Origin of the sequence: Rosenbergiella epipactidis (assembly GCF_018494055.1) — a bacterium.
GTDB lineage: Bacteria > Pseudomonadota > Gammaproteobacteria > Enterobacterales > Enterobacteriaceae > Rosenbergiella > Rosenbergiella epipactidis.
In genome coordinates this window covers 310,638-333,550 of sequence record NZ_JABBFQ010000001.1, presented here as the reverse complement: position 1 = coordinate 333,550, position 22,913 = coordinate 310,638, and the positions used below count along the sequence as shown (strand labels likewise).

Genomic DNA, 22,913 nt, shown 5'->3' with positions numbered 1-22,913 from the left:
TTATTGTAATCGATATTTTATGCTGCCTAGGGTACCGATTTTCCCTCACATCTTCCATGCCTGTCGACGATAAACGTGATGGTTAAGGCAAATATCCAGTATAAAAGCAGGGGGTAGAGGTTAATTAGGCTTTCAGAGCATTTGATGGCACGAATTATCACTTTCTTGCCGCAAAATCCTGCCAAAAAATGTTACCCTTCAAGGACTTGATGAGTCACTGTGAGTGACGTATCCCAATCCCCTGAATAAGGAGTAAATCATGACACGTAAAGTTGCACTGATTACTGGCGGAAGCCGTGGCATTGGCGCAGCCATCGCTCGCCAATTAGCCGAGCAAGGCTTCGATATTGCCATTTCCTTCGCACGTAATAAGGCCAAAGCTGATGAAGTTGCTGCACAGATCACTGCGCTGGGTCGTAAGGTTGCGCTAATTCAAGCAGACGGTTCAACGGTTGAGGGTAACCAATTAGTGATCAAGGAGACTGTGAAACAATTGGGTCGCCTCGATGCTTTGGTGTGTAATGCAGGGATCGGCAATCATAAACCTATTACAGAAGTGACCAGTGATGATATTGATGCGGTGCTGAACCTCAATTTGCGCGGAATGATGATTGAAACCAGCGAAGCGGCAAAAGTGATGGGTGAGGGTGGCCGGATTGTATTAATGGGATCAGCGTTCGCAGGACGTGTCCCTTTTGGCGGTCTATCCGTTTATGCTGCGACCAAGGCAGGATTACGTGGGTTCGCACAAGGGGTTGCACGGGATCTTGGGCAAAAAGGGATTACGATCAATGTATTGGAACCCGGCCCAATTGATACGGATTTAAATCCGGCTGATACTGAGGAAGCGAAGTACCTCAGTAGCTTTGTCGCGACGGGTGCTTACGGCCAAGTCAATGATATTGCTAATGCGGTAGGATTCTTGGTCAGTGAGAAAGCTGGCTACATTACCGGCATTGCAATGCCGGTCGATGGCGGGTTACTCGCGTAATCTTGAGGCTAGGCATCCGAAGATGCCTAGTCGACTATTTCTCGACGTGACTGATTAGCTCGTCCAATTCCTCGACATCGATGTCAAGTTTAGTGAAAGCTTCACTCGCCGGGTTACTGATTTCGATAGTCTGTTTAACTTGGTAATCTACCACCGCATCCGTTGCCTTATAGGAGAGTACGTGTCCGCTAATTTTACGGTCGTCACTGAGAAAGTGGAAGTGAAAACCGGTCACGGAGATTCGACCAAATAATTCCGGTGTCCAAAAACCGATTAACTGGCCAGCGATACCGTTGTGCGTGTCCACTTGCTGTGCATCGGACATCTCTTTAACTGTTCGCGTTTGCGACTCATCACGTTGCGGACGGCGAATGACCATTTCATCGAAGCAGCTTTTCACATTTACCGCCAAGAAGATATTATTGATCGCCAGCTGGTCTGCGAGATGTTGCTCAACGTTTTCGTTACTGATATCTGTCGCCTTAAAAGAATGTTCCGCAACAAATTCGGTGACTTGTAAAAAGGGAAGAGTGCTGTCACTGAGCTGATGCAGCGATTCACCCGCCGTCGCCTCCCAAAATTCGCCATTGCATACCGTGAGCTCGCCGCTAATCCCACAAGAACACCCTAATCCAAACAGCGTCGGGCTATGGCTGTCTTGGAGTGTAAAATCGCCTGCGAAATGCCCCGACATTAGGGCCCCAATAGTTGAATATTGTGTAATCTTGCTCATGAGATCTCCGATTAATAACGAATTAAACCGCCATCGACGTTTAGGGTTACGCCATTGATATAGCTGTTTTTTTCACTGACTAAGAGTAGTATTGCTTGCGCAATATCGCTAGGCGTCCCAGGGCGTTTAGCCGGGATAGCTTGTACCGCATGCGTCACTTGCTCGTGACTCATGGCTGCGGTAAGGGGCGTTTCGACATATCCTGGGCAGAGCGTATTACAGCTGATCCCCTGTTCGCCGTACTCACGAGCAATCCCCTTGGAAAGGGAAATTACCGCGCCCTTACTGGCGGCGTAACAGGTGTTACCTAGAAAGCCGCCCCCGGTTTGTGCCGCTACCGAAGCGATATTAACAATGCGTCCAAATTTCTGCTGCTGCATGATGGGGATCACGTCGCGACAGAGTAAAAAGGGACCTTCAACATTTATCTTAAATACTCGCTGCCAAGTCTCTTGTCTCAGTGAGGTCAATTCACCTTGGCAGACCACGCCAGCGTTATTAATCAGTACCTCTATATGGCCATATTGCGCCATGACGTATTCAACGAGATTTTTTACCGACTGTGCGTCGGCAACATCACAGGGCTGATAATGAATATTAGCCTGTTGAGTCGCGTCAATATTGACGGCTGGTGCATGTAAGTCGGCAATAACGACGAAATATAGGCGTGAACCGACATGTGATGTACAAGCAGACTGTTGGCGTTCGCAGAAGACTAGCGATATTGTTACGGTGATTAGATATCACGATCCAGACAGTGTTGTCTTACAAATCTATCGGAGTCCTTATAATTGATAATGAATAGGGAATTTCATAGTGTAACTTCTCCTAAAAATGAAATTGCTGTCGATGTCTATCAAAGTGATTACACATTACCAATTTAATAAAGAACAACTGGCACCAGTAATCAATCTGGATTCGGCTCTAAGGCTGGACGATGATCAAGGTTACGGATTTATGAGATTGTTAAACCTTGGAATGGCCGTTTATGGCTGACGTTTAAAATACCCCCTTTGACTGGTGATACATCGTTAAACCAGACAATGAACATGGACGAGGAAGAGGCCCAGGATTTGCTCGATGAGATTTTTACTGAGTTTACTCTCAGGCATGCAGATCTTGATTTCAGTATATATTTTCCTGTGAAAGATCGTAACGATGCAAAGTTACCGACCATCAATATGTTAATCGAAACTGCGAAGGCTGGCCGCTGGCTGTAAGACTGATACATATCGGAGTGCTATTTTTCTCTCTATGTTATCTTGGTGCGCATAATGTATATTATGTTAAATTGTATTTTAGGTGTCGTTTCAGCTTCCTACTAGTTACTTCCTCTATGAAGTTTCTCGCTACTCCATCCCCTTTCATCTCATCAATAAAATGTCACTTCGTCGTTTTTCTGTATATCACCTAGAGTGTCAGACATTTTCAATTTATTAGCCAATTTAATAAACCCTAATAACCTCTGCCCTCTAATCATCTCAGTGACTTTGCCTTAAGCTTCTCTTACTCAACAGCTTAAGGATAACGTTATGAAAACTGTAAAATTAAACAATGGTGTCGAGATGCCCTTAGTTGGCTTTGGCGTATTCCAGATATCTGATGCCGCTGAATGCGAAAGAGCCGTCATCGACGCCATCGATACCGGATATCGACTTATCGATACTGCTGCATCTTATCAGAACGAATCGCATGTTGGGATGGCATTAAAACAGACAGGTATTGCGCGCGAAGAACTTTTTGTTACGACGAAACTTTGGCTCCAGGATACACACTATCAAGGTGCCAAAGCACAATTCGAGCGTTCACTTAACCGACTTCAGCTGGATTATGTTGACCTTTATCTCATTCATCAGCCTTATGGTGATGTCCATGGTGCTTGGCGTGCGATGGAAGAACTGCAACAAGCGGGTAAAATTCGCGCCATTGGCGTCAGTAACTTCCACCCTGATCGACTTGCGGATCTTATTGCGTTCAACAACATTACGCCTGCCGTAAACCAGATTGAAGTTAACCCTTTTAATCAACAGTTACAGGCCGTGCTATGGAATAAGAGCCGTGACATTCAACCTGAAGCTTGGGCACCCTTTGCTGAAGGTAAAAATGGACTCTTCGACCATCCAGTATTGACAGCGCTGGCTCATGAATATGGCAAGAGCGTGGGCCAGGTTGTGTTACGCTGGATTTTTCAGCGCGGTATCGTATCGCTGGCAAAATCGGTACGCAAAGAGCGTATGGTGGAAAATATCGATATTTTCGATTTTGAACTCAGTACGCAAGATGTACTACGTATTACGGCGCTTGATACAGCAACCAGCGCTTTTTTCTCTCATCGTGATCCCGCAATGGTCGAGTGGTTAACTGACCGTAAGCTTGATGTCTAACGATTGGTCGAAGCTCCGAAGCATCAAGGGTTAAGCGTCAGGCATTGAATGGACCTCGCTGTCGCCCTCCTCCATTATCGCTAATTCATGGTTCCTCTCGAGTAATGGTGGATTGGCGAGTATTTTTATCATTGTTAGATATCAGACAACTACCTCAACCGAATTTATTACTTACGACTAAAAATATATCTCTAAGATTACAGATCTTCTTGGATAAACCTTTATTCTGTGTGTCGTAGTGCATCAATTATCAGTGAAAAAGCAGGTGGATGCAGCTTACGGCTGGGATAATAAAGATAGTAACCTGGAAAAGTATGACACCAATCTGGTAAGACTTGAACAAGTTGATGAGACGTAATGTAAGGCTGAGCAATATCTTCAGGTAGGTAGGCGATACCGAAACCCGACAGTGCCGCATCGACTCTTTCTGCCAGTAAATTAAAGGTTAGCTGCCCTTCCACTTTGACTCGTAAAGTGTGTCCATCTTTCTCGAATTCCCAATGGAAAATACCGCCAGCCGTTGGCATACGCACATTAATACATCGGTGTTTTCGAAGATCGTGCGGTGTTTCAGGCGGAGAATTGGCAGTAAAATAGGCTGGTGAGCCGACTAAGACCATTCTCATTTCTGGTCCAATCTTGACTGCAATCATATCCTTATCCACACTTTCACCCAAGCGGACACCGGCATCAAAACGGTCTGCTACAATATCGACAAAACCATTATCCACGATCAGTTCTAGATTAATATCAGGATAGTTTTGGAGTAATGACTTTAGCTTCGGCCATATCAAACTGCGAACGGCATGCTCTCCAGCAGATAATCGAACGGTACCAGAAACTCTGCCATTAAGGTGAATAAGTGATTCCAGTTCTTGTTCCAGATCGGCGATACGCGGTTCGAGGCAAGCAATGATCTTTTCTCCCGCCAGTGTTGGTGCAACACTTCGCGTCGTGCGCGTGAGAAGACGAATAGTAAGTCTCTCTTCTAGGCTTTTATTGCATGGCTGAGTGCAGATTGTGTGACGCCCAACTTACTCGCGGCTTTTGTAAAACTACGCTCTCGTGCGACCACAAAGAAAATTTGCAGTTCGTAGAAGTTCTCTTTAAGCATCAGCGCTTCCTTCTGAAAGTTTTCCTTAATGGTTAACTCATTACTCTTTCGTTGAGCGATGAGCCAGAAAATATCATCGCAGAATGAGCACTATTTTTAGCACAATAGATCATCGCTTCCCCCTACCCTAAACGTTCGATACGCTGTCGAGCATCCGCCAGATGTTTGCCTAATGCCTCGAGGCAAGGCACAAAACTTGCTGAAAACTGAGTAGAAGCCTGCGCGAGACGATAAAATTCTTCAGCCATCTCTAATGCTTGATGCCAACATTGTTCATCAATCACATCGGTTATCGTTGCCGGCCGCAACGTATTGACTCTTTCGCCACCCGATTTTGGCGCAAAGCCCATCGGTAGCATATCGTAGGCGGGTGCTAACTGGTAAGGCCGTCCTTTTTCACTGATAAAGGATAAGTTACCGTGGTGCATATCAGTATTACCGATTAACACACCAAATCCCCATAGAGTTGCTGCCTGTTGCACTGCTTCGGGAACGACATGCTGCTGATCAGCGAGCAATTTCACTAAGCTTGGCCAAGGTTCGCGGGCTTTGCCGATAAACTCCGCTTCTAAAGCGCGCAATGAAAAAGTTCCAATCCGACCCAAGGCATGTTGTCGGTCAAAACGGGGGATTTCTAGAAAACGTTGGCGGCCTAAATCAATTATCGTTGTGTCAACGCCGAGTACTTGTAACGCTAAATGCTCTGCTAACAGCAAATCACGCCAACGTTCACTAACCGGATTATCTTCGTGTGCGGTGAATTTGACCAGTACATGGCCGCGAGCACTGAAGGTACAAAATTTAGGTTGTTCTCCCCCTGCGGAGGAACCGGGTACTTCACCCAAACTGGAAGATAACGCGAGCTGCGGATAATGCTGATCGCGGTCTATGGGTGTTGGGGTTGGCATCGCTAAAAAGTGTTCTTTCGCTTTTTCACCAATAAGTAAGTTACCAACGCTATCATGCCCGTGGCTCAACAACGCTCTGATGACATCGTCGTCCTGCCAACTTTCCGGATTCGATGATATGCCTAATTCTGAAGAAAAGGCACTTGCAAACGCGCGGCCAAGATAGCCCTGCGGGCGCATATCAAAAAGCCACCAAGGTAATCCATCGCTATGGTGGATGACGCCATCGGTCTGGCACATCACAAAGCCTTGAGGATAGACCGGGGTCAGGACGCCCAATAATTTAATTTTTCCTGTCTCCGATATCCGATAGATTGGTGCGTCACGAAAGCCACGATGAGTGTGTTTCAGTGCATAATGAATAGAAGGCCCCGCACCTACTTTAACAATATCACTTTCCATGATTTTAAGCGCACGCGAAAGTGTCGGCTGACTAACTTCAAGTTTTTCAGTCAGTTGCTTTGCCGTCATCGGTGATTGTTGAAGTTGTAGGCGTATGGCTTCGGTACGATTTGCCATCGACAGGTCCTCGTTTGAATAGATTTATGAATAGCTTTTTGAATAAATAATGTATCACGTCGCGAGGGTTATGTCATCCTGCTGGCTAACTTCCACGCATAAGGCGCGTAACCAACGATAAGCAGGATCCTGATGGCGACGGGCATGCCAGGCCATACTTTTGGTAAAACCGGGTACCGTCAGCGGCATCGGGATAATGACCAGATCGTGGGTAGTCATGGCTAAACGTCTTGGAAGCACTGCAATCATAGTGGTGAGACGCAATATCTCCGGTACGGCATGAAAACTATTTACTGAGACGCCTACACGGCGCTCAAGATGCAATTCAGCCAGTTTTTCATCGGTGGGACCGCTAAATTTTCCTTCGGTAGAAACTAAGACATGTTCATAGTGACAAAATTGCTCGAGTGTCATCGATAATCGCTGCGCAGCAGGATGCGAGCGATGCGCGACACAGACATACTCTTCTTGATAAAGGCTCCGACTATGCAGCTCTTCTGCGGTAGTTTCCGGCGTCAGAAAGGCAAGGTCAACGTCTCCTCGCGCCAGCTGTTGGGTCACCTGACCGTCAATAATTGGTCGTACAGCAAGATTGATACCGGGCGCGCGTGATTTCAATACTGCAATCAACGGGATAAGCACAGCGCTGAGGGCATAATCCGTGGCGGCAAGAGTAAAGGTCAGGGTTGCACTGAGGGGATCGAAGTGCGGCGGATTTAATAACTGAGTAATATCCCGCAGAATCTGAGTGACTGGACCGGCCAACTCTTCGGCTCGTGCAGTCGGCATCATACCGTCAGGCGTTCGTACAAATAATGGATCACCAAAATGCTCGCGCAGTTTGACCAACATACCACTGACCGCTGGTTGGCTGATGGCAAGTCGATGCGCTGCACGAGTCACACTACGCTCTTCGAGCAACGCACCGAGCGCTTTTAGCAGATTTAGATCTAAACTGCGGAGTTCATTTTTCATCTCTGACACTGATCCTTTAACACCCTTATTGGCTAAGGCTAAAGGCAGTGAAGGTATTTGTCGAGTTGCGACGCTTATCTTAGATTGCGGATAAGGTATTATTTTTTGCCGTATTCACTAATCCCACCAGCCAATCTTGATGGCCGTTGATCATCGGATTGGGTGTGGCGATCGCCAAGGCTTTGGCTGGCTCGCCATTTTGCGTTTCTTGAGTAAGGATCCGCACACGTCCTTGGCTTAAATCTTCCACTAGCCAGGCATGTAACACCTCTAAACGATCGGCACTCCCTTCTTCTCCTACCCAACCATGCCACGAAATACGGCCAGGAACGCCGGCATTTGGTGCAACATATTCGGTAACCTGTGATTCAACATAAAAGCCGAAGGTATCGAAATAAAAACGACAGTCTGCAAATAATGTGTCGCTATCCGTATCATGTAAACCTGGATTCGCGGCGTTAGTGTAGTAACTTGGCCACAATGAAGGGGTGATCAATAGCGGCCAAATATCCGCAGCGCTGAGTCCCGCAACAATAACCTCGTTGGAACAAAAATTATCGCTAAAACCTGGTAAGAATTTTTCAGGCCAGTGAATAGAATTTTGCATCGTAGTTGTCTCTTTAAACGTAATATCAGATAACAAAAGGATGTCAAAAACTAAGAAAAAAGAACAATCAGCATTGCTGATAACGACTATTAGCGCTGCTGATTGTGGTGAGAGAAATTACTGTTAAGGCCTTTGCGAAGGGAGCTTGAGTGCTTCTCTTCTGGCATTAACCTCTTTTACCGTAACCGGTGCAGCAGCATTTCCCCAACTATTACGGATAGCCGGACTACTAATGTCTAAAATTGTTCCAGCACAAGGCGATGTCTTACTGGTGGCTGGCCGGCATGAATATACTGCCCATCAACAACGTATTGCCGGGTTTAAATCTGCGTTATTGCAACGAGGTCCGCATATCACGATACGAGCGATTTTAGCGGGTGAAGATCAACGCGAACGATTGAGCCGACTTCTCGATAACGCCCTCTCAAGCCTACCACGGCTGGCGGGTCTTTATAATACCGGGCACGTGAATGCTGAGGTAAGTCGATTACTGTCTCGTTATCAATTATTAGGCAAATGCGCCTACCTCACCCATGAATTGTATCCTATCACTTCGCAACTGTTGAAAGCGGACCAGTTGTCTTTTGTGATTGATCAGAACGCATACCGCCATGCGGATATCGCTTTAAAACTTATGGTCGATTATCTCGAAGACCATAAGGTACCGGATACTTATCAGGAAGGTGAAGTCCCCTTCACGATTTTCACTGCTGAGAACTGTTATTGACCTCCGTCCTCTCTGCGACATAAAGCGGGTCATGCCAATACCCTGCTAGGGTCGATTGGTAAGCGGCTATGGCGTCGGTGGGAGGATGCGCAATCACTAATCCCATTAATAAGCGACTTGCCAGTGCCGTATCCTGTAAGGCTAGGGCACATAATGCATAAAAAGGAATAATTTCAGTGCGTGCCGGGTAACGGATCGATAACCGCTCGAAGTGTCCTGCCGCCTCAGCGTATCGCCCTAAACAGCGAGCTGTACAGGCCAAGCCAAATGCGGCCTCGAATTCGTCATCGGCACAAAGGGGGTACCCTAGCGCCTGCTGATAAAAATCGAGCGCCTGTGTTTCTCTACCTTGATTATCATACGACCAAGCAATATGGAGATAGATCGGTCCCTTATCCGCGGCAGTGGTTAATAGGGAAAACAGCCTTTTTCGGCTTTGGGAGTAATGTTTATTTTTTCGTAACGCTATCGCATAGGGAAACAAGTGGGTGTCAGTCATGCTATCGGCGACTCACTTCAATGAGAGTGACCGATAGCTTAGCGCTTTTATTTCTTCTTTGTCCAACAGAGTAGAACAGTAGAAATCATGGAGCGATTCGCGTGATGAGTCGTTGCAGTTTTTCGCTAAACTCCCCCGCATGAAACGCACTAATTTCTCTCCCCACCACCACCGTTTCGGCTAGGGTCTGCATCGGCGGCCAGCGTGTTTTGAAATTAGAGTAAACGGCAAGAACGGGAACTTGGTAAGCACTGGCCATATGGACAATGGACGTGTCGGGAGAAATCGTCAGAACCGCATTCCGTACTACCGCGGCGGTGCGAAGAATGGAAGGTTCAAGCGATAAGCGGTGGACATTATGCCATTCGGCTACGCGTTTTTTTGCTTGCTCACTCATTTTCGGACTATGCACAATCACGATGGGCAATGGGCTGACCTGTTGAATAAGCGTAAGCAACTGGTCGGCTGCCTCGGGTGAAAAGGTGCGTTCGGCCACACTGCCTTCAAGGTTTAGCGCGATATAAGGCCCGAGTGAACGGAGCTCTGACGCGACCTCTTGCAACGTCGCTTCGGGGAGCGGCAGTTCGAATCCGGCATTTACAACAGGAAACCCTGCTTCGCGCATGAGGATAGACCATGTCATTGGCACGGGTGCGCGAAATTTTTGATCCATGCGCGATGCCACACGACAAGAAGGAGAGAAACAACGCATCTTAAGGCCTACCGCTTGTAAATTCGCCCTTGCCCGCAGGGTTTTCACAAACAATAGGGTCTTGAGATTCTTTTTACGCATTGCTTCAATACAGAGATCGGGAACCCCATGTTCAGCGCGAATCTGTTTGGCTAACGCCTTAATCTCTTGATAGCGAGCGACATCTTGAAATGAGGTTGTCATCACTGTTAAGCGAGTATTTGTAAGAGTGAGTGCCTCAAATACATGATGATTAAGGGTCGAGGCGATAATAATAAGATGCGCAACCTGCTGCTTTTCCAATGACCTGATTAGGGGATAAGTCGCCATGGCATCTCCGATTTGATCCGGGATGTGTAACACTACGGTTTGAATGTTATCGGCAATCAATGGCTGCGTGCTGTAGTCGAAAACACTACAGGCTAACTTTCGTAAAATGGACATTTTTTATGCTACCAAGCTATATCATTTATATTTTTAGTATCGGAATTATATAATTGACCTTATAAAGCATAAAATGTTCCTGATCGTGAAAAGTATAATTTTTCAGTCTATTGGCACTATTCTTTGTTAAATCCTAAAGATACGCATAATAGGTTTAGGAGCGCAGTGTTTTTAGTAATAACCGATATAAATTATCCACGGCGATATTATCCAGTGAGCACGGACTAGGATATAGCGCCACTTCCATCGGTTCGAGTGGCCCGAGTTGCTGGGGATTCCCTAATATTTGTAAATGCGGCGGGACGCTACAGTGCGTGAAGACGGCCACAGCCAGCCCGCTCTCTACTGCCGCGATCTGTCCCGCCAAACTTTAAACTAAGGTAGACCACTTTATATCGTCGTCCTTGCAGGCCAAGTGTGTTGATCGCACTGCGTCTTGCTAAGCTCGTTGGCTCATAAATGGCATGCGGCATTGGGTCACGCCGCCAGAGCTCAAACTGTGAGGAACCTACCCATACCATAGGCTCGTAGAATAAAAACGTACCTTGATTGGGCCTTTCACGAGAAACCAGGGCTAAGTCGAGTTCTCCCTGTTCAACGCGCGGCAGTAACGAGGTCGATTGCTCACAAACTAACTCAATCTCCACAGCGGTAAAGTGTGAGGCAAACCGTTTAAGCGCGGGCGTCAGGTACTTCGCCGCATAATCGTCAGGCACCCCTAACCGAATACGACCTGTAAGGCCTTCCCCTTGAAAGGATGTCTTAATTTCTGCATGCAAGTCGAGCATTCTCCTGGCATACCCCAACAGTTTCTGTCCTTCTACCGTCAGTTGAAGCTGTCGTGGGCCTCGCACAACGAGCTGACTGGGCAGTAGCAGTTAAAGAATTTTCTTTAAGCCGCTCAGGACTCGGCGCGCTGTTCGGTGGTGGTCTCGCATTATGGCTGGCATGGAATCTAGGTACCTTGGTCGGCGTGTATGTCGGGCAAGATTTACAGGACCTGCATCGTTTCGGACTCGATATGGTGATGGGCTGTTTTCTACTATCGATGGTGTTTGAAGAGAAGCAAAATAGTAATACCTTGCTGATAGGTCTTAGCGCTGCGGGCGCCTCTCTGCTGGCGTATCATTTTGATCCGCAAAATAGCCATATTATCGTGGGTGCTATTGCTGGCGGAATCATGGGCATGCTGGTGAGAGGTCGCGATGTTAATTAATACACAAGGTGTTGGAACGCTGATTATTATTGCCGTGATGACGATTGTCACGTTACTGACGCGTTGGGGCGGTGTGTATATCATGTCGTACTTCAGCTTTACCCCCAGAGTGCACGCCTTTATAAAAGCGATGTCTGGCTCAGTGCTAGTGGCCATCATTGCGCACGACCTTCTGACCGGAGGGAAAGACACTCAACTGGCATTACTGACAACAGCGTTAATCATGATGATCAGTAAACGCCCGATGATTGCCATAACGGCGGGCGTCATGGTGGCTGCGTTGTTAAGGTTTTTTTACCCTAATGCCTGACAGGAGGAAGACTATGCCTATGCCGCAAGCACTGGTACTGTTACCCGGTTTTATGTTAGATGAAACCTTATGGGATCAGGTCATTCAGGCCTTACCCTCGCATTATACGCTTCACCCTTTCCCACTATGTGGCGGCGATGATATCCCTGCGATCGTTCAACGGATAAGGCCCCAACTCCCAAAGCGATGCGTCGTGGTCGGATTCTCCTTAGGGGGTATGTAGCGAGACAGTTAGCCGCTGATTGTCCCGAAAGCGTCGCCGGCTTAGTGCTTATCGCTACGTCTTTACGCGAACAACGGCACGGAACTGAACATCAATGGTCGACGCAGCAAAAATTGACCAAGCTAAGTCCTCGATCGATCCGCGCTGCGCTGCGCTGCATCCGCAACAGGGTGACTGTGAAGCTTTAATCTCAGCCGTTCACGCCATGGGGGAACGATTGGGGCCTACGGCATGGCGATGCCAATCATCCTTATCAAGAACGGGTATAGCCTCGGCGACATTACACTGCCCTACGTTAGTCATCGGAAGTCGCCACGATCGAATTCGAAGCCTAGCCGAGTCGGAAGAATTAGCGCAACAGATCCCGCAGAGTACCTTAAAGGTCTTCGAGGCATCAGGCCATTTAATCCCCCTCGAACAACCGCAATTACTTGCGAAAACGATCGTGGAATGGCTAGACGCCACCGCCGTCACCCATGACGACGGTGGTAATACGTGATGAAGTGGTAGAGGGTTTGCTAGGACTGGACCTTGATCACAACCTTACCGAAGTTTTCACCACGCAACACTTTGTTCAAGGCCGCTGGTGCCTGATCAAGTCCCTCTATCACTTGTTCACGATAATGGATCTCGCCGTTTTCCACCCAAGGGGCCATGGTGGTTAGGAAGTCTGAATAGTGATCCGCGTAATCGGCAAAAATAATAAAGCCTTGTAACAGAATACGCTTCTTAATCAACTGCGTAAGAATATAAGGTGTTTTATCCGGCCCATCAGGCAGATCGGCATGGTTGTAATAGGAAACTGCCCCGCAAACGGGTACGCGAGCACGGGGATTTAAGCGAGGAAATACCGCCTCAAAAACTTTTCCACCGACATTTTCGAAATAGATATCGATTCCTTTAGGGCAGGCCGAGGCTAATTGTTGCTCGAAATCTTGCGCATGGTGATCAATACAGTGGTCAAAGCCTAACACCTCCACTGCATGGCGGCACTTCTCCGCCCCCCCTGCGACACCCACCACATGGCAACCAAAACGTTTTGCGAGTTGGCCAACTGTCGCCCCTACAGGACCGGTAGCCGCCGCCACCACTAAGGTTTCACCAGGCTGGGGTTTACCAATATCCGTAAGGCCCATGTAAGCTGTAAAGCCGGGCATGCCCAGTATCCCTAGCGCATAAGAGGGATGTGCCATTGCCTGATCGAGCTTGACGACCTCTTGCGGTTTCGCCAGAGAATAGTTTTGCCAGCCGCCTTGGGATAATACCCAATCGCCCTCTGCAAAGCCTTCCACTGTGGAGTGCACAACGCGAGACACCGTCCCGCCTACCATCACATCGCCAAGCTGTACGGGCGGTGCATAGGACTCACTGTCATCCATTCTGCCGCGCATATAGGGATCGAGTGAAAGATATTCCGTGCGCAACAGCAATTCCCCCGGCTGAGGCGTAGGCCGTTCACCGGTGACCCAAGCAAAACTTTGCTCAGTCGGCTCTCCGTTTGGGCGTTGACTAAGCTGCCACCCCTGATAAGTCTGTGCTGCAGTGGACATAGCGACTCCTTAAAAGATAAATACTGTTCAGTAGAGCCTAGCTAACTTTCTGCCCACTCGCTAGGGTTACAACTTATCCTTTGATGCGCCAGAGAGCGTAACGCCCGGCCCTAAACGCCTATGCTGACTGGGCGAGTGACCATAATAGCGTTTAAATACCACACTGAAGGTACTCTCATTTTTATAGCCAAGCTCGAAGGCTAGAGTCTTAATCGCTTCACCGCTAAATCCGAGTGCTTTACTGGCCAACCGCATACGCCAAGCGGTGAGATAGCGTATCGGCATGGTGCCCATCAACTCATGAAAATGTTTGGCGAATGCTGCCCGGGAGTTTGCCGGTGAACGCCTTTACGCCAAGATAGCGGTACAGTTCGGTTAAATGCTCACGCCGGGTCGTATCCCTGCCGGAAAGGTAAGCAGGCCAGAGATCCCCGGTAAGCTTTAGCCTGCTGGCGATATGCTTCAGCAGCGCATCAGAGGGTGGGATTTTTTTATCCGGGGCAAAGCCGACATTTTTCAGGTAGCAAAGAAGGACGGCAAAACCAGAACGGTTGGCGGGTTTACGGTGAGCACTGATAAGCGCCAGATCATGCTCACTGAAATACGCCATTCGGGTCAGCGTTAACTCATCTTCTGGCAATGCCAGTAATGATTCTCTTTCCGACAGAGAAAGAATCTGCCTCCTTGCCATATAGTTTCCCTCATGAATTATTCGGTTCGGTATTTTTAACAAAAATGCTTATCGCATAAGGGTACACCCTGACGCCATACTCAAACGTGACGACAGACGATGAATGACATAACCTATATGCGATAGATTAAATGCAATAACCTAAATGCGATAACGTGGTGGAAAAGTGTTCATCAGAGCTTATTTAAGGGCATCGACGGAAGATCAGTTCGCCGATCGGGCAAAAGAGATGCTGGAGCAGTTTGTTCAGGAGCGGGGACATAAAATAGCCAGTTACTACCGGGAGAACATAAGCGGTACAAAACTCGACCGCCCGGAGCTGGGACGCTTACTGATGGACAGTCACCGCAATGATATTTTACTGGTCGAGCAAATTGACTGCCTGACCCGTCTGAGTAACAGTGACTGGATGACGCTGAAAAAGCAGATAGAACAACACGAACTGCGGATTGTCAGCCTGGATGTACCCACCTCATGGCAGGCGCTGTCAGATAAAGACCCTTCGCAGGCTGATCCAATCACCCGTGCCGTGATAACCGCCATCAATAATATGCTTATCGACCTGATGGCCGAGATGTCGCATAAGGACTGGCTGAGCCGCCGCCAGCGCCAGAAGCAGGGAATTGAACGGGCACATACACTGGGGAAATACCGGGGTAAACAAGCCGATCAGGAGCGGCATCAGAAAGTCCTGTACTACCGACAGGTAAAGAAACTGAGTATCCAGGAAACGGCTGATGCTACGGGCTACAGTGCATCACAGGTTTGCCGGATACAAGCGCTTCATAAAAATAATGAATCAACCTGAAAAGCTGAAATAACAGTGTTTATTTGCAGCCATGGCGTAATAGTTAGCGCCCTGTGACTAGCAGCGTGACGCATCATCTATGTAAGTAAAGTCCGCTGCGTGCCAACAGCAGACCTTTTTGAATAGCCCAGAACGATAGTACCCGTCGGTCTGGAGACTTCTCAGCCTGATTTGTTGTCATTGTCATACCGCACGAATTACTTATTCATCACTCTATAACTGACGAAAAGTTTGCTATATGCTTTTATATAGCACACTATATAATCATCAACAAGATAATGGATTGGCATATGAACATGCAGTCACGACAGGAAATAGGGACACAACTTTCTTTTGCGCTCTATGGTGCGGCGAGCCGCATGAACCGGTTACATAAGCCGTTCCTGGATCCGCTGGGCCTTACCTTTCCCCAGTATCTGGTCATGCTGGAGTTGTTTAACGGAACCCCACGCACCGTGGGTGATATTGGGAATAAGCTTGGCATGGACACCGGCACCATTACTCCCATTCTCAAAAGACTTGAGGCTGCCGGACGCATAACCCGCACGCGGGATCGCGCAGATGAAAGGCGGGTTCTCATTACCCTCACCGATGACGGGCTCGCGTTGCAAAGCGAGCTGTGGCGCGTAACCGAAAGAATCAAATCAGCCTGTCAGTTATCGGATACAAAGCTTGAGGAGTTACGAGATACCCTGAATAGCTTTGCCCATCCCGCTGATAACTGATCATCCTCCACTCAGATAAAAGGTACTTGTATGAAAATAGGCATTATTGGCGCCGGAAACATTGGTGCGACGCTGGCAAATAAGCTCTCTGTGCAGGGCCATGAGGTCAAACTGGCGAACTCAAGAGGACCGGAAACCATTGTAGAGTTGGCGCGAAGAGTGGGTGCGCTGGCGGTTGAGCGCCAGGAGGCCGTACGAGATGTGGACGTCATCATCTTCTCTATACCCTTTGATAAGCATGGTGAATTGGCTGAACTCTTGCGTGATGTTCCGGAAAGCGTCGTCGTCATTGATACCTCTAATTACTACCCCTTCCGCGACGGGGACATTGAAGAGATCCGTGAAGGCAAACCTGAAAGCGTGTACGCCAGTGAAATAGTCAAACGCCCTCTTGTCAAAGCCTGGAACGCTGTTCTGGCCCAGACGCTTCAAGAGAAAGGGCTGGCTGCCGGTTCACCGTCGCGTATCGCTATCCCGGTTGCCGGCGACAGTCCGGTAGCAAAATCTGTTGCGCTTGAATTGGTCAGTCAGACCGGTTTCGATGCAGTAGATGCCGGTACGCTTAGCGAATCATGGCGGCAACAGCCCGGCACGCCAGCCTACTGTACTGAGCTAAAAACCGGAGAGCTTGAAGCAGCCCTTAAGGCAGCGGATAAAACTCGCGCTCCACTGAACAGAGATGCGTTGATCAGGGAGTTTATGTCTGCAGGCGAACAACTCACTCATGATGCTATCGTCAAACGTAACCGTGCAGTAACGGCCTGAGCCAAAAAGGGAAAATTATGATTAATAATGAAAAGTACCGGATTACTGTTCTTGGAACCGGCCACATCGGTAAAACGCTTGCTCGCAGTCTCGCATCTGCCGGTTACTCCGTTAAGGTTGCTAATTCACGCGGACCTGAAACGATAGCCCCCGACGTGCTTGAAACGGGCGCTGCAGCAGCTGATGCAGTCAGTGCCATGAAGGATGCGCAGGTTGTCATCCTTTCCATACCTATGGCAAAGCTTGCGGATATCGCTCCTCTGATCCGGAAATTACCCCAGCATGTTATCGTTGCTGATACCTCTAACTATTATCCACATCGCGACGGCAACATTGATGCGTTCTCAGATGGTCAGGTCGAAAGCGCGTGGGTGGCGCATCTCCTGAACCGTCCGCTGGTGAAGGCGTGGAATGCAATAGGTTCAGATTCCCTTGCGACAAAAGGTACAGCAGAGGGCACGGTGGGACGTATTTCAATTCCGGTGGCAGGGAATATCGAAGAGCACAAGAAAATGGTTATGCGTCTTGTCAGTGATACGGGGTTCGACGCTTTCGATGCAGGTACAATTGAGGAGTCATGGCGTCAACAACCGGGTGCACCTTGCTACTGCACTGACCTCACATATGATGAAATGAAGTCAGCGATCGCCGCAACGGAAAAAACGCGGCTGCCTGCGCGTCGGGATATTGCTGTTCAGGCAATTCAGGAGCGAATGGGGGATAAGCGATCCAATCCGACTGCAGATTATATTGTCCGATTACACCGGACTCTTTTTATGTAATCCGTAAGCCATATTTCATTTATCGATGCATGAGCGATAATGCAAACGTCTGCTGATCGCTCAAAGCTGCCTGTCAACATGGTCAAGCTCTACCACAGCTCAGAGGTACAAAAAATCACCTTAACGTACAATAATTTTCGATATCCAAACTGACCCCAATTAAGGAACTGAAACAGCGGCATATTAAGCATTATTTTACCGAGAATCAGACCGATCCTCGGTTAGTCACTCAAATTGCTCAGGCCAGCGGGGCAACGCCTGGCGGTGAGCTGTATCCGGAAGCCCTGTCTACACAACAGGGCCCAGCGGCCAGCTATTTAGCGGCGGTTCGTTATAACACCCAGCAACTGTTAGCCAGTATGCGAGAATAGTTAGGCTTGGCGAGGTTGGCCGTTCGATGCGTGAATGCCGCCGTCAACCGGTAAGTTAACCCCTGTGATATAGCTGGCCTGATCACTGGCTAAGAACAGCACCGCATGCGCAATATCTTCAGACTGTCCGGGGCGTTGCAGCGGCGTGCGGTCCTTAAACTTATCGAGGGCTTGAGTATCTGAGGTGATCCCAGCGGTCATCTCGGTTTCTGTCATGCCGGGGCATACTGCGTTAACTCTGACGCCATGCTGGCCATAGTCCATAGCCAGTGAGCGCGTAAAGTTGCTGATCGCCCCTTTCGAAGCATTATAGAAACTCATTCCCCAATCGCCCCCGAGTCCGGAGACCGATGAGATGTTAACGATATTTCCTTTCTGCTTTAAGATGCCGGGGACGAAGGCGCGTACCATATAGAATACACCATTTAAATTCGTGCCCATCTGCTTATCCCAATCGTCCACCGACAGTTCATGGGCTAAACCTTGCACCACTACGCCAGCGTTATTGACCAGGATATCGACATGTCCCCACTTCTGCTCGACGTGGGCGGCTAGCGGTGACCGCATGCGGATCGGCGACATCTGTAGGGGCTAAAAGTACCTGCGCGGCGGGCAATTCTGCCGCAACTTTTTTTAATTTCTCTTCTGTTCGGCCGACTAGCACGACTTTCGCACCCTCGTTTACAAAGGCCTTCGCTGTTGCGGCACCCATACCAGATCCTGCGCCAGTAACTACCACCACTTTATCTGTAAAACGAGACATTATGTGATCCTTATCGACGTAATTACCCAAAAGTGTGGCACAGAATCCTCGAAACGCAATATTTGTCATTTCACAAATAGTGAATATCTTTTCTCAAAAACTGTCACTTTCGTAAAACGAAATCCTGTCCTAAACTTTGAGTCAGTAGATTTTCACAGCCTTACTTAAGGAGTCATTTATGGCGTTAGCGACACTATTTGAAAAATTTTCTTTTGACCGTACGCGAAGTGCAGAGTCGGCTGGTTATCACTTTAACCATACGATGATCAGGGTTAAAAATCTTCAGGACTCAGTCGATTTTTACTGCAATGTTTTAGGTTTCGTTCCGGTTTACGAGCAGGTTAATAATGACGCAGCCTTTACCATCGTCTATTTGATACGTGCGCCACTTTCCGTCATCCCCGATGACGAAGAAGCGCGTAAAGAGTGGGTACTTAGCCAGACAGGCGTATTGGAACTGACCTACAACCACGGCACTGAAACTCAGCCAGACTTCCATTACCACAACGGTAATGATGAGCCGCAAGGATTCGGTCATATTTGCATTTCTGTACCAGATGTCCGCGAAGCCTGCGAACGCTTTGAAGCCCTGAATGTATCGTTTCAAAAGCGTCTTAGCGATGGCCGTATGAAACACATCGCTTTTATTAAAGACCCCGATGGTTATTGGATCGAGATTCTACAACCGACTCCCCTTGACGTGTAATGTTGACGGACCCTATAGGAGAAATTATGTCTACCGATTTTAAAAAATTACTGCCTGAAAATGCCGCTCACTTTATCAATAACCAATGGGTGGAGTGTAAGACTGCCGATGATGTGCTGAACCCTGCTACCGGTGAAACCATCGCCAAGGTGGCTATGGGAAGTAAAACAGAGGCGAATCAGGCGGTTACTGCAGCTAAAAACGCGCAAAAACAGTGGGCCGCCCTGCCACAACCACAACGTGCAGAGTATCTGCAAGCTTTCGCACAGCAAATTGAAAAGCATAAAAAAGCCCTTGCTACACTGCTGACGACTGAGCAAGGTAAACCGCTTAGTGAGTCGATTGGCGAAGTGGAAATGGCGATGACAATGCTGCGTTACTACGCTGGCTTTGGGTGGAAACGTACCGGACATGTCTTGGCGTCAAACCATCCGCAACAGCAGGCCATCACCAAAGAAGCGCCTCTAGGCGTGGTCGCTGCCATTATTCCCTGGAACTTTCCACTGGCAATTTTCGCGCGTAAAACGGCTCCAGCGTTAGTCGCGGGTAATACTATTGTCGTCAAACCGAGTGAAAATACCCCACTTTGTTCATTAGCTCTCGCGACACTGAGTAAAGCCGCTGGCATTCCAGATGGCGTGATTAACGTTCTCTGCGGCGAAGGCAGCAAGGTCGGTGACGCATTAGTTAAACATCCTGATGTCCAACTGGTGACTATGACTGGATCGACTCGCGCCGGTAAAATTATTGCTAAGAACGCTGCGGAAAAAGTGATTCCTGTCTCCCTTGAACTGGGGGGTAAAGCACCCTTTATCGTACTGGCCGATGCCGATATTGAAAAAGCCGCTCAGGATGCTATCGATGCACGTATGGCTAACTGTGGGCAAGTGTGTATCTGTAATGAACGCACTTACGTTCAACGCGATGTTTATGACACCTTTATGAAAGCCTTGAAAAAAGCGGCAGATAAAGTTGTTGTAGGCGATCCGATGGCGTCTAAAACCACTATGGGTCCTAAGGTCTCTGCAGCAGAGAAATCCCACGTGGATGAGCTGTTAGCGAAAAGCCAAAAAGAAGGTGGCAAGATTTTCTGGCAAGGCAAGGTGCCTACCGACGCTAAGTTTAAAGAGGGTAACTGGGTTGCACCGACGATCGTGACCGATCTCCCGGCGGATGCGACCATCTTGAAAGAAGAGGCCTTTGGTCCGATTCTCCCTGTCGTGGTCTTCGATACCTTGGATGAAGTGATTGCCCTGGCGAACGATTGTGAATACGGATTAAGCTCTTACCTGTATACCCGCGATCTGCACGCGGCAATGCAAATTAGCGACGCGCTTGAATATGGTGAAGTCTATATTAACCGTTACGGCCCTGAAGAGATCAACGGCTTCCACGCCGGTTGGAAATTATCAGGCATCGGCGGTGATGATGGCGAACACGGTTATCAACTCTACGTGAAGCAAAAAACAGTGTACCTCAACTATAAGTCATAAGCCTTTTACCGGTGCTGCGGCACCGGTTATCTCTCATCCCGTTCGGTCCTTACCATGAATCCTTTACTCATTATCTGCCTAATAATGGGCATCGCAGCACGCCGCTTCTTGTCCTATCCAGAACAGTTAGTTCCCTCAATCAACTGGTGGCTGATCACCGTCGCACTTCCCTGCCTGATCTTAACGCTTATCCCGCATACTACGATTAATCGCGAATCCCTAGTGCCTGTAGCAGGCATGTGGTGTATTTTTCTCGGGGCGTTAGCGGTAGCTGTCATAATAGGCAAAGTATTGTCTTGGCCACGTGCGGTGACAGGTGTTGTAGCGTTAGTCGCAGGGATAGGTAATACCTCTTTTATGGGCTATCCCATCGTGCAGAGTTACTATGGTGCCGCCGGGCTACAAGTTGCGGTTATCGCCGACCAAGTAGGCAGTTTTATCATTCTCTCCACCTTGGGCGTGATGGTGATGGCGCTGTGTTCCGGTCAAACACCCACCGTTAAAATGATTGCGCAGAAAGTGGTTACCTTTCCCCCTTTTATTGCGCTCTGTGTCAGTCTGGCGAGTAAACCCCTCGGTGGCTTACCTGAATTTCTCCAGACCCCATTCAGTCAGATAGGCGCAACCTTAACGCCTTTAGCCCTGTTCTGCGTTGGGTTACAAATTGCCCTACGACCACCACGTGGTGGGATTTCACCGCTGATTACGGGAGTGGTCTGGAAATTAGTCGCCGCACCGTTAGTCGTTTGGGGGGTTGTCGTCGTCAGCGGTGCCTCGTCTCTCACGCAACAGGTCACAGTGATTGAAGGTGCTATGGCACCGATGATCGCGGCGGCGATCATGGCACAACGTGCGGGTTTACAACCTGTTTTGGCCAATGCTATTCAAGGATATGCTATTTTACTCTCTTTCATTACGATACCGATTTGGCACACACTGTTGTCAATGTAGAAGTAGGAGAGTCGATATGTTGTTGAAACTGCCCCAATTACGCATTTTCTGCGCACTGGTCGAAACAGGGAGTGTGGTACAAGCTGCGAAAAAAATGCACTGTGTCCCGTCTAATATCTCAACGCGTATCCGTGAATTAGAAGAAAGTCTGGGCGTTGCGTTAGTCAATCGGGATAAACAGCGGTTAACGCTCACCCCGGAAGGTCGTGCATTTTACCCTCAAGCGCAGCAGTTACTGAAGCAGAGCGAGGAGTGCCTTCACTTTTTTAAACCCGAATCTCTAAAGGGTCATTTACGCCTCGGTGCGTTAGATGTTGCCCTGAACAGCCGTTTACAGCAGATAATGATAGGCTTTATGCAGCAATATCCAGATGTGACAGTGTCACTTTCAAGTCACTCTTCCCTGCCCTTAATGGACCGTTTATTGGCAGGTGAAGTGGATATGGTGGTTGTCGATGGTCCGGTTGAACACCCGGTACTTGAAAGCCGACTGTTCGGCCCTGAAAGCTTATGTTTAGTCACCCATTGTGCAAGCTTAGAGACTTTTATCGAGCAGGTTTCGCAATTGACGCTCTATACCTTCGGTGAGCACTGCTTTTATCATGTTCTTATCGAGGATTGGCTGGCTGCACAACAACTGGAAGCGCGCCAACAATGTGATATAGAGTCTTACCCACTGATTTTAGGGGCTATTCGCCAAAAACTTGGCTTTACCGTGATGCCACGCAGTTTTATCGAAAATAATGATGAAGTGAAAGGCCTTTATTGCTATCCACTGGATACGCTCTCCTCTTGCGATATCTATTTAGTCTGGCACCGTTATTCCGCCTCTCCGGTTGAGAAAGCCTTTTTGTCAATGGTGGATGAGGTGATACCGGCGAAGTAGGCCTGAACAAAAGCGCTAAAATTATAACTTTGTTAAAAAGGTTGTTAATTTGTAAAATGTTAGCCATGCTCAATAGACTGT

The 22,913-nt window shown here is 48.3% G+C and carries 26 protein-coding genes and 4 pseudogenes; 17 read left to right on the top strand and 13 right to left on the bottom strand.

Going from position 1 to position 22,913, the window contains the following annotated elements; translation table 11 throughout:
- Nucleotides 1-259: 259 nt before the first annotated feature.
- Nucleotides 260-991 (top strand): SDR family NAD(P)-dependent oxidoreductase, encoded by a 732-nt coding sequence (locus tag HGT71_RS01665; RefSeq protein ID WP_214216245.1) that lies wholly within the window; start codon nt 260-262, stop codon nt 989-991.
- 34 nt (nt 992-1,025) lie between these two features.
- Here HGT71_RS01665 and HGT71_RS01660 read toward each other — a convergent pair whose 3' ends face one another.
- Together HGT71_RS01660 and HGT71_RS01655 are read right to left on the bottom strand one after the other, a co-directional pair.
- The gene (locus tag HGT71_RS01660) at nt 1,026-1,724 is read right to left on the bottom strand and encodes an acetolactate decarboxylase (protein ID WP_214216244.1); all 699 of its coding nucleotides are present in this window, start codon (nt 1,722-1,724) and stop codon (nt 1,026-1,028) included.
- Nucleotides 1,725-1,735: 11 nt separating this feature from the next.
- The gene (locus HGT71_RS01655; protein WP_338327754.1) at nt 1,736-2,374 is read right to left on the bottom strand and encodes an SDR family NAD(P)-dependent oxidoreductase; all 639 of its coding nucleotides are present in this window, start codon (nt 2,372-2,374) and stop codon (nt 1,736-1,738) included.
- Between the two features lie 303 nt (nt 2,375-2,677).
- On the opposite strand from HGT71_RS01655, the gene HGT71_RS01650 reads away from it, so the two are divergent.
- Nucleotides 2,678-2,944 carry a DUF1493 family protein gene (locus tag HGT71_RS01650; protein WP_214216510.1) on the top strand — a complete coding sequence of 89 codons (267 nt, stop codon included), beginning with the start codon at nt 2,678-2,680 and terminating at the stop codon, nt 2,942-2,944.
- A 312-nt stretch (nt 2,945-3,256) separates the two neighbouring features.
- Nucleotides 3,257-4,108, top strand: coding sequence for an aldo/keto reductase (locus HGT71_RS01645; RefSeq protein WP_214216243.1), 852 nt, complete (start codon nt 3,257-3,259; stop codon nt 4,106-4,108).
- A gap of 221 nt (nt 4,109-4,329) precedes the next feature.
- On the opposite strand, the pseudogene HGT71_RS01640 reads toward HGT71_RS01645, so the two are convergent.
- From HGT71_RS01640 to HGT71_RS01625, 4 genes and pseudogenes are all read right to left on the bottom strand, one after another.
- Nucleotides 4,330-5,222, bottom strand: a pseudogene (locus HGT71_RS01640) (LysR family transcriptional regulator).
- A 122-nt stretch (nt 5,223-5,344) separates the two neighbouring features.
- Entirely contained in the window at nt 5,345-6,649 is a 1,305-nt protein-coding gene (gene yjjJ, locus HGT71_RS01635; protein ID WP_214216242.1) for a type II toxin-antitoxin system HipA family toxin YjjJ, read from the bottom strand.
- Nucleotides 6,650-6,703: 54 nt separating this feature from the next.
- The gene (locus tag HGT71_RS01630) at nt 6,704-7,624 is read right to left on the bottom strand and encodes a LysR family transcriptional regulator (protein WP_214216241.1); all 921 of its coding nucleotides are present in this window, start codon (nt 7,622-7,624) and stop codon (nt 6,704-6,706) included.
- Nucleotides 7,625-7,703: 79 nt separating this feature from the next.
- Entirely contained in the window at nt 7,704-8,231 is a 528-nt protein-coding gene (locus HGT71_RS01625; RefSeq protein WP_214216240.1) for an SRPBCC family protein, read from the bottom strand.
- A 145-nt stretch (nt 8,232-8,376) separates the two neighbouring features.
- On the opposite strand from HGT71_RS01625, the gene HGT71_RS01620 reads away from it, so the two are divergent.
- Nucleotides 8,377-8,958: a substrate-binding domain-containing protein gene (locus HGT71_RS01620; protein ID WP_214216239.1), complete on the top strand. Its 582-nt coding sequence runs from the start codon at nt 8,377-8,379 to the stop codon at nt 8,956-8,958.
- On the opposite strand, the gene HGT71_RS01615 is transcribed toward HGT71_RS01620, so the two are convergent.
- The 3 genes from HGT71_RS01615 to HGT71_RS01605 all read right to left on the bottom strand — a co-directional run bounded on the left by HGT71_RS01615 (nt 8,936) and on the right by HGT71_RS01605 (nt 11,380).
- On the bottom strand, nt 8,936-9,457 hold the full coding sequence (locus tag HGT71_RS01615; protein WP_214216238.1) for a tetratricopeptide repeat protein: 522 nt from the start codon (nt 9,455-9,457) through the stop codon (nt 8,936-8,938). The genes HGT71_RS01620 and HGT71_RS01615 overlap by 23 nt on opposite strands.
- Before the next feature lie 85 nt (nt 9,458-9,542).
- The gene (locus HGT71_RS01610; RefSeq protein ID WP_214216237.1) at nt 9,543-10,592 is read right to left on the bottom strand and encodes a glycosyltransferase family 9 protein; all 1,050 of its coding nucleotides are present in this window, start codon (nt 10,590-10,592) and stop codon (nt 9,543-9,545) included.
- 305 nt (nt 10,593-10,897) lie between these two features.
- Nucleotides 10,898-11,380 (bottom strand): LysR substrate-binding domain-containing protein, encoded by a 483-nt coding sequence (locus HGT71_RS01605; RefSeq protein ID WP_244986352.1) that lies wholly within the window; start codon nt 11,378-11,380, stop codon nt 10,898-10,900.
- Between the two features lie 53 nt (nt 11,381-11,433).
- On the opposite strand from HGT71_RS01605, the gene HGT71_RS01600 reads away from it, so the two are divergent.
- The 4 genes from HGT71_RS01600 (at nt 11,434) to HGT71_RS01585 (ending at nt 12,840) form a co-directional block, all read left to right on the top strand.
- Nucleotides 11,434-11,808: a hypothetical protein gene (locus HGT71_RS01600; RefSeq protein WP_214216236.1), complete on the top strand. Its 375-nt coding sequence runs from the start codon at nt 11,434-11,436 to the stop codon at nt 11,806-11,808.
- On the top strand, nt 11,798-12,118 hold the full coding sequence (locus HGT71_RS01595; protein ID WP_214216235.1) for an AzlD family protein: 321 nt from the start codon (nt 11,798-11,800) through the stop codon (nt 12,116-12,118). Before HGT71_RS01600 ends, HGT71_RS01595 begins: the two co-directional genes overlap by 11 nt.
- A gap of 13 nt (nt 12,119-12,131) precedes the next feature.
- Nucleotides 12,132-12,341: an alpha/beta fold hydrolase gene (locus HGT71_RS01590; protein WP_214216234.1), complete on the top strand. Its 210-nt coding sequence runs from the start codon at nt 12,132-12,134 to the stop codon at nt 12,339-12,341.
- A 94-nt stretch (nt 12,342-12,435) separates the two neighbouring features.
- Nucleotides 12,436-12,840: an alpha/beta fold hydrolase gene (locus HGT71_RS01585; RefSeq protein ID WP_214216233.1), complete on the top strand. Its 405-nt coding sequence runs from the start codon at nt 12,436-12,438 to the stop codon at nt 12,838-12,840.
- A gap of 19 nt (nt 12,841-12,859) precedes the next feature.
- Here HGT71_RS01585 and HGT71_RS01580 read toward each other — a convergent pair whose 3' ends face one another.
- From HGT71_RS01580 to HGT71_RS01570, 3 genes and pseudogenes are all read right to left on the bottom strand, one after another.
- A complete protein-coding gene (locus HGT71_RS01580; protein ID WP_214216232.1) occupies nt 12,860-13,891 on the bottom strand; it encodes an NADP-dependent oxidoreductase in 1,032 nt (343 codons plus the stop codon).
- 66 nt (nt 13,892-13,957) lie between these two features.
- On the bottom strand, nt 13,958-14,176 hold the full coding sequence (locus HGT71_RS01575; protein WP_244986351.1) for a helix-turn-helix domain-containing protein: 219 nt from the start codon (nt 14,174-14,176) through the stop codon (nt 13,958-13,960).
- Nucleotides 14,177-14,210: 34 nt separating this feature from the next.
- A pseudogene (locus HGT71_RS01570) lies at nt 14,211-14,582 on the bottom strand (DUF4158 domain-containing protein); the annotation flags it as partial.
- A gap of 166 nt (nt 14,583-14,748) precedes the next feature.
- On the opposite strand from HGT71_RS01570, the gene HGT71_RS01565 reads away from it, so the two are divergent.
- From HGT71_RS01565 to HGT71_RS01545, 5 genes and pseudogenes are all read left to right on the top strand, one after another.
- The gene (locus HGT71_RS01565) at nt 14,749-15,390 is read left to right on the top strand and encodes a recombinase family protein (RefSeq protein WP_214216230.1); all 642 of its coding nucleotides are present in this window, start codon (nt 14,749-14,751) and stop codon (nt 15,388-15,390) included.
- Between the two features lie 290 nt (nt 15,391-15,680).
- Complete coding sequence (locus HGT71_RS01560) at nt 15,681-16,115, top strand: MarR family winged helix-turn-helix transcriptional regulator (protein WP_181540659.1); 435 nt, start codon at nt 15,681-15,683, stop codon at nt 16,113-16,115.
- A gap of 30 nt (nt 16,116-16,145) precedes the next feature.
- Nucleotides 16,146-16,880, top strand: a complete 735-nt coding sequence (locus tag HGT71_RS01555) for an NADPH-dependent F420 reductase (RefSeq protein WP_214216229.1) — start codon at nt 16,146-16,148, stop codon at nt 16,878-16,880.
- A 17-nt stretch (nt 16,881-16,897) separates the two neighbouring features.
- Nucleotides 16,898-17,662 (top strand): NADPH-dependent F420 reductase, encoded by a 765-nt coding sequence (locus tag HGT71_RS01550; protein ID WP_214216228.1) that lies wholly within the window; start codon nt 16,898-16,900, stop codon nt 17,660-17,662.
- 158 nt (nt 17,663-17,820) lie between these two features.
- A pseudogene (locus tag HGT71_RS01545) lies at nt 17,821-18,033 on the top strand (metal ABC transporter solute-binding protein, Zn/Mn family); the annotation flags it as partial.
- Here HGT71_RS01545 and budC read toward each other — a convergent pair.
- Nucleotides 18,034-18,796, bottom strand: a pseudogene (budC, locus tag HGT71_RS01540) (meso-2,3-butanediol dehydrogenase).
- A gap of 178 nt (nt 18,797-18,974) precedes the next feature.
- On the opposite strand from budC, the gene gloA reads away from it, so the two are divergent.
- Genes gloA through HGT71_RS01520 form a run of 4 tightly spaced genes read left to right on the top strand, consistent with a single transcriptional unit; the run spans nt 18,975 to nt 22,832 of the window.
- Nucleotides 18,975-19,502: a lactoylglutathione lyase gene (gloA, locus tag HGT71_RS01535; protein ID WP_214216227.1), complete on the top strand. Its 528-nt coding sequence runs from the start codon at nt 18,975-18,977 to the stop codon at nt 19,500-19,502.
- A gap of 26 nt (nt 19,503-19,528) precedes the next feature.
- Nucleotides 19,529-20,995, top strand: coding sequence for an aldehyde dehydrogenase (gene aldA, locus HGT71_RS01530; protein ID WP_214216226.1), 1,467 nt, complete (start codon nt 19,529-19,531; stop codon nt 20,993-20,995).
- Nucleotides 20,996-21,049: 54 nt separating this feature from the next.
- Nucleotides 21,050-21,946 carry an AEC family transporter gene (locus HGT71_RS01525; protein ID WP_214216225.1) on the top strand — a complete coding sequence of 299 codons (897 nt, stop codon included), beginning with the start codon at nt 21,050-21,052 and terminating at the stop codon, nt 21,944-21,946.
- 16 nt (nt 21,947-21,962) lie between these two features.
- Entirely contained in the window at nt 21,963-22,832 is an 870-nt protein-coding gene (locus HGT71_RS01520) for a LysR family transcriptional regulator (RefSeq protein ID WP_214216224.1), read from the top strand.
- Nucleotides 22,833-22,913: the final 81 nt, after the last annotated feature.

Coding starts and splice junctions, on each gene's coding strand:
- HGT71_RS01615 (WP_214216238.1), bottom strand. CDS start 9,457: ATGACTGACACCCACTTGTTTCCCTATGCGATAGCGTTACGAAAAAAT.
- HGT71_RS01595 (WP_214216235.1), top strand. CDS start 11,798: ATGTTAATTAATACACAAGGTGTTGGAACGCTGATTATTATTGCCGTG.
- HGT71_RS01610 (WP_214216237.1), bottom strand. CDS start 10,592: ATGTCCATTTTACGAAAGTTAGCCTGTAGTGTTTTCGACTACAGCACG.
- HGT71_RS01555 (WP_214216229.1), top strand. CDS start 16,146: ATGAAAATAGGCATTATTGGCGCCGGAAACATTGGTGCGACGCTGGCA.
- gloA (WP_214216227.1), top strand. CDS start 18,975: ATGGCGTTAGCGACACTATTTGAAAAATTTTCTTTTGACCGTACGCGA.
- HGT71_RS01660 (WP_214216244.1), bottom strand. CDS start 1,724: ATGAGCAAGATTACACAATATTCAACTATTGGGGCCCTAATGTCGGGG.
- HGT71_RS01585 (WP_214216233.1), top strand. CDS start 12,436: ATGGTCGACGCAGCAAAAATTGACCAAGCTAAGTCCTCGATCGATCCG.
- HGT71_RS01590 (WP_214216234.1), top strand. CDS start 12,132: ATGCCTATGCCGCAAGCACTGGTACTGTTACCCGGTTTTATGTTAGAT.
- HGT71_RS01575 (WP_244986351.1), bottom strand. CDS start 14,176: ATGCCGATACGCTATCTCACCGCTTGGCGTATGCGGTTGGCCAGTAAA.
- yjjJ (WP_214216242.1), bottom strand. CDS start 6,649: ATGGCAAATCGTACCGAAGCCATACGCCTACAACTTCAACAATCACCG.
- HGT71_RS01625 (WP_214216240.1), bottom strand. CDS start 8,231: ATGCAAAATTCTATTCACTGGCCTGAAAAATTCTTACCAGGTTTTAGC.
- HGT71_RS01520 (WP_214216224.1), top strand. CDS start 21,963: ATGTTGTTGAAACTGCCCCAATTACGCATTTTCTGCGCACTGGTCGAA.
- aldA (WP_214216226.1), top strand. CDS start 19,529: ATGTCTACCGATTTTAAAAAATTACTGCCTGAAAATGCCGCTCACTTT.
- HGT71_RS01630 (WP_214216241.1), bottom strand. CDS start 7,624: ATGAAAAATGAACTCCGCAGTTTAGATCTAAATCTGCTAAAAGCGCTC.
- HGT71_RS01665 (WP_214216245.1), top strand. CDS start 260: ATGACACGTAAAGTTGCACTGATTACTGGCGGAAGCCGTGGCATTGGC.
- HGT71_RS01580 (WP_214216232.1), bottom strand. CDS start 13,891: ATGTCCACTGCAGCACAGACTTATCAGGGGTGGCAGCTTAGTCAACGC.
- HGT71_RS01550 (WP_214216228.1), top strand. CDS start 16,898: ATGATTAATAATGAAAAGTACCGGATTACTGTTCTTGGAACCGGCCAC.
- HGT71_RS01525 (WP_214216225.1), top strand. CDS start 21,050: ATGAATCCTTTACTCATTATCTGCCTAATAATGGGCATCGCAGCACGC.
- HGT71_RS01605 (WP_244986352.1), bottom strand. CDS start 11,380: ATGCTCGACTTGCATGCAGAAATTAAGACATCCTTTCAAGGGGAAGGC.
- HGT71_RS01645 (WP_214216243.1), top strand. CDS start 3,257: ATGAAAACTGTAAAATTAAACAATGGTGTCGAGATGCCCTTAGTTGGC.
- HGT71_RS01560 (WP_181540659.1), top strand. CDS start 15,681: ATGAACATGCAGTCACGACAGGAAATAGGGACACAACTTTCTTTTGCG.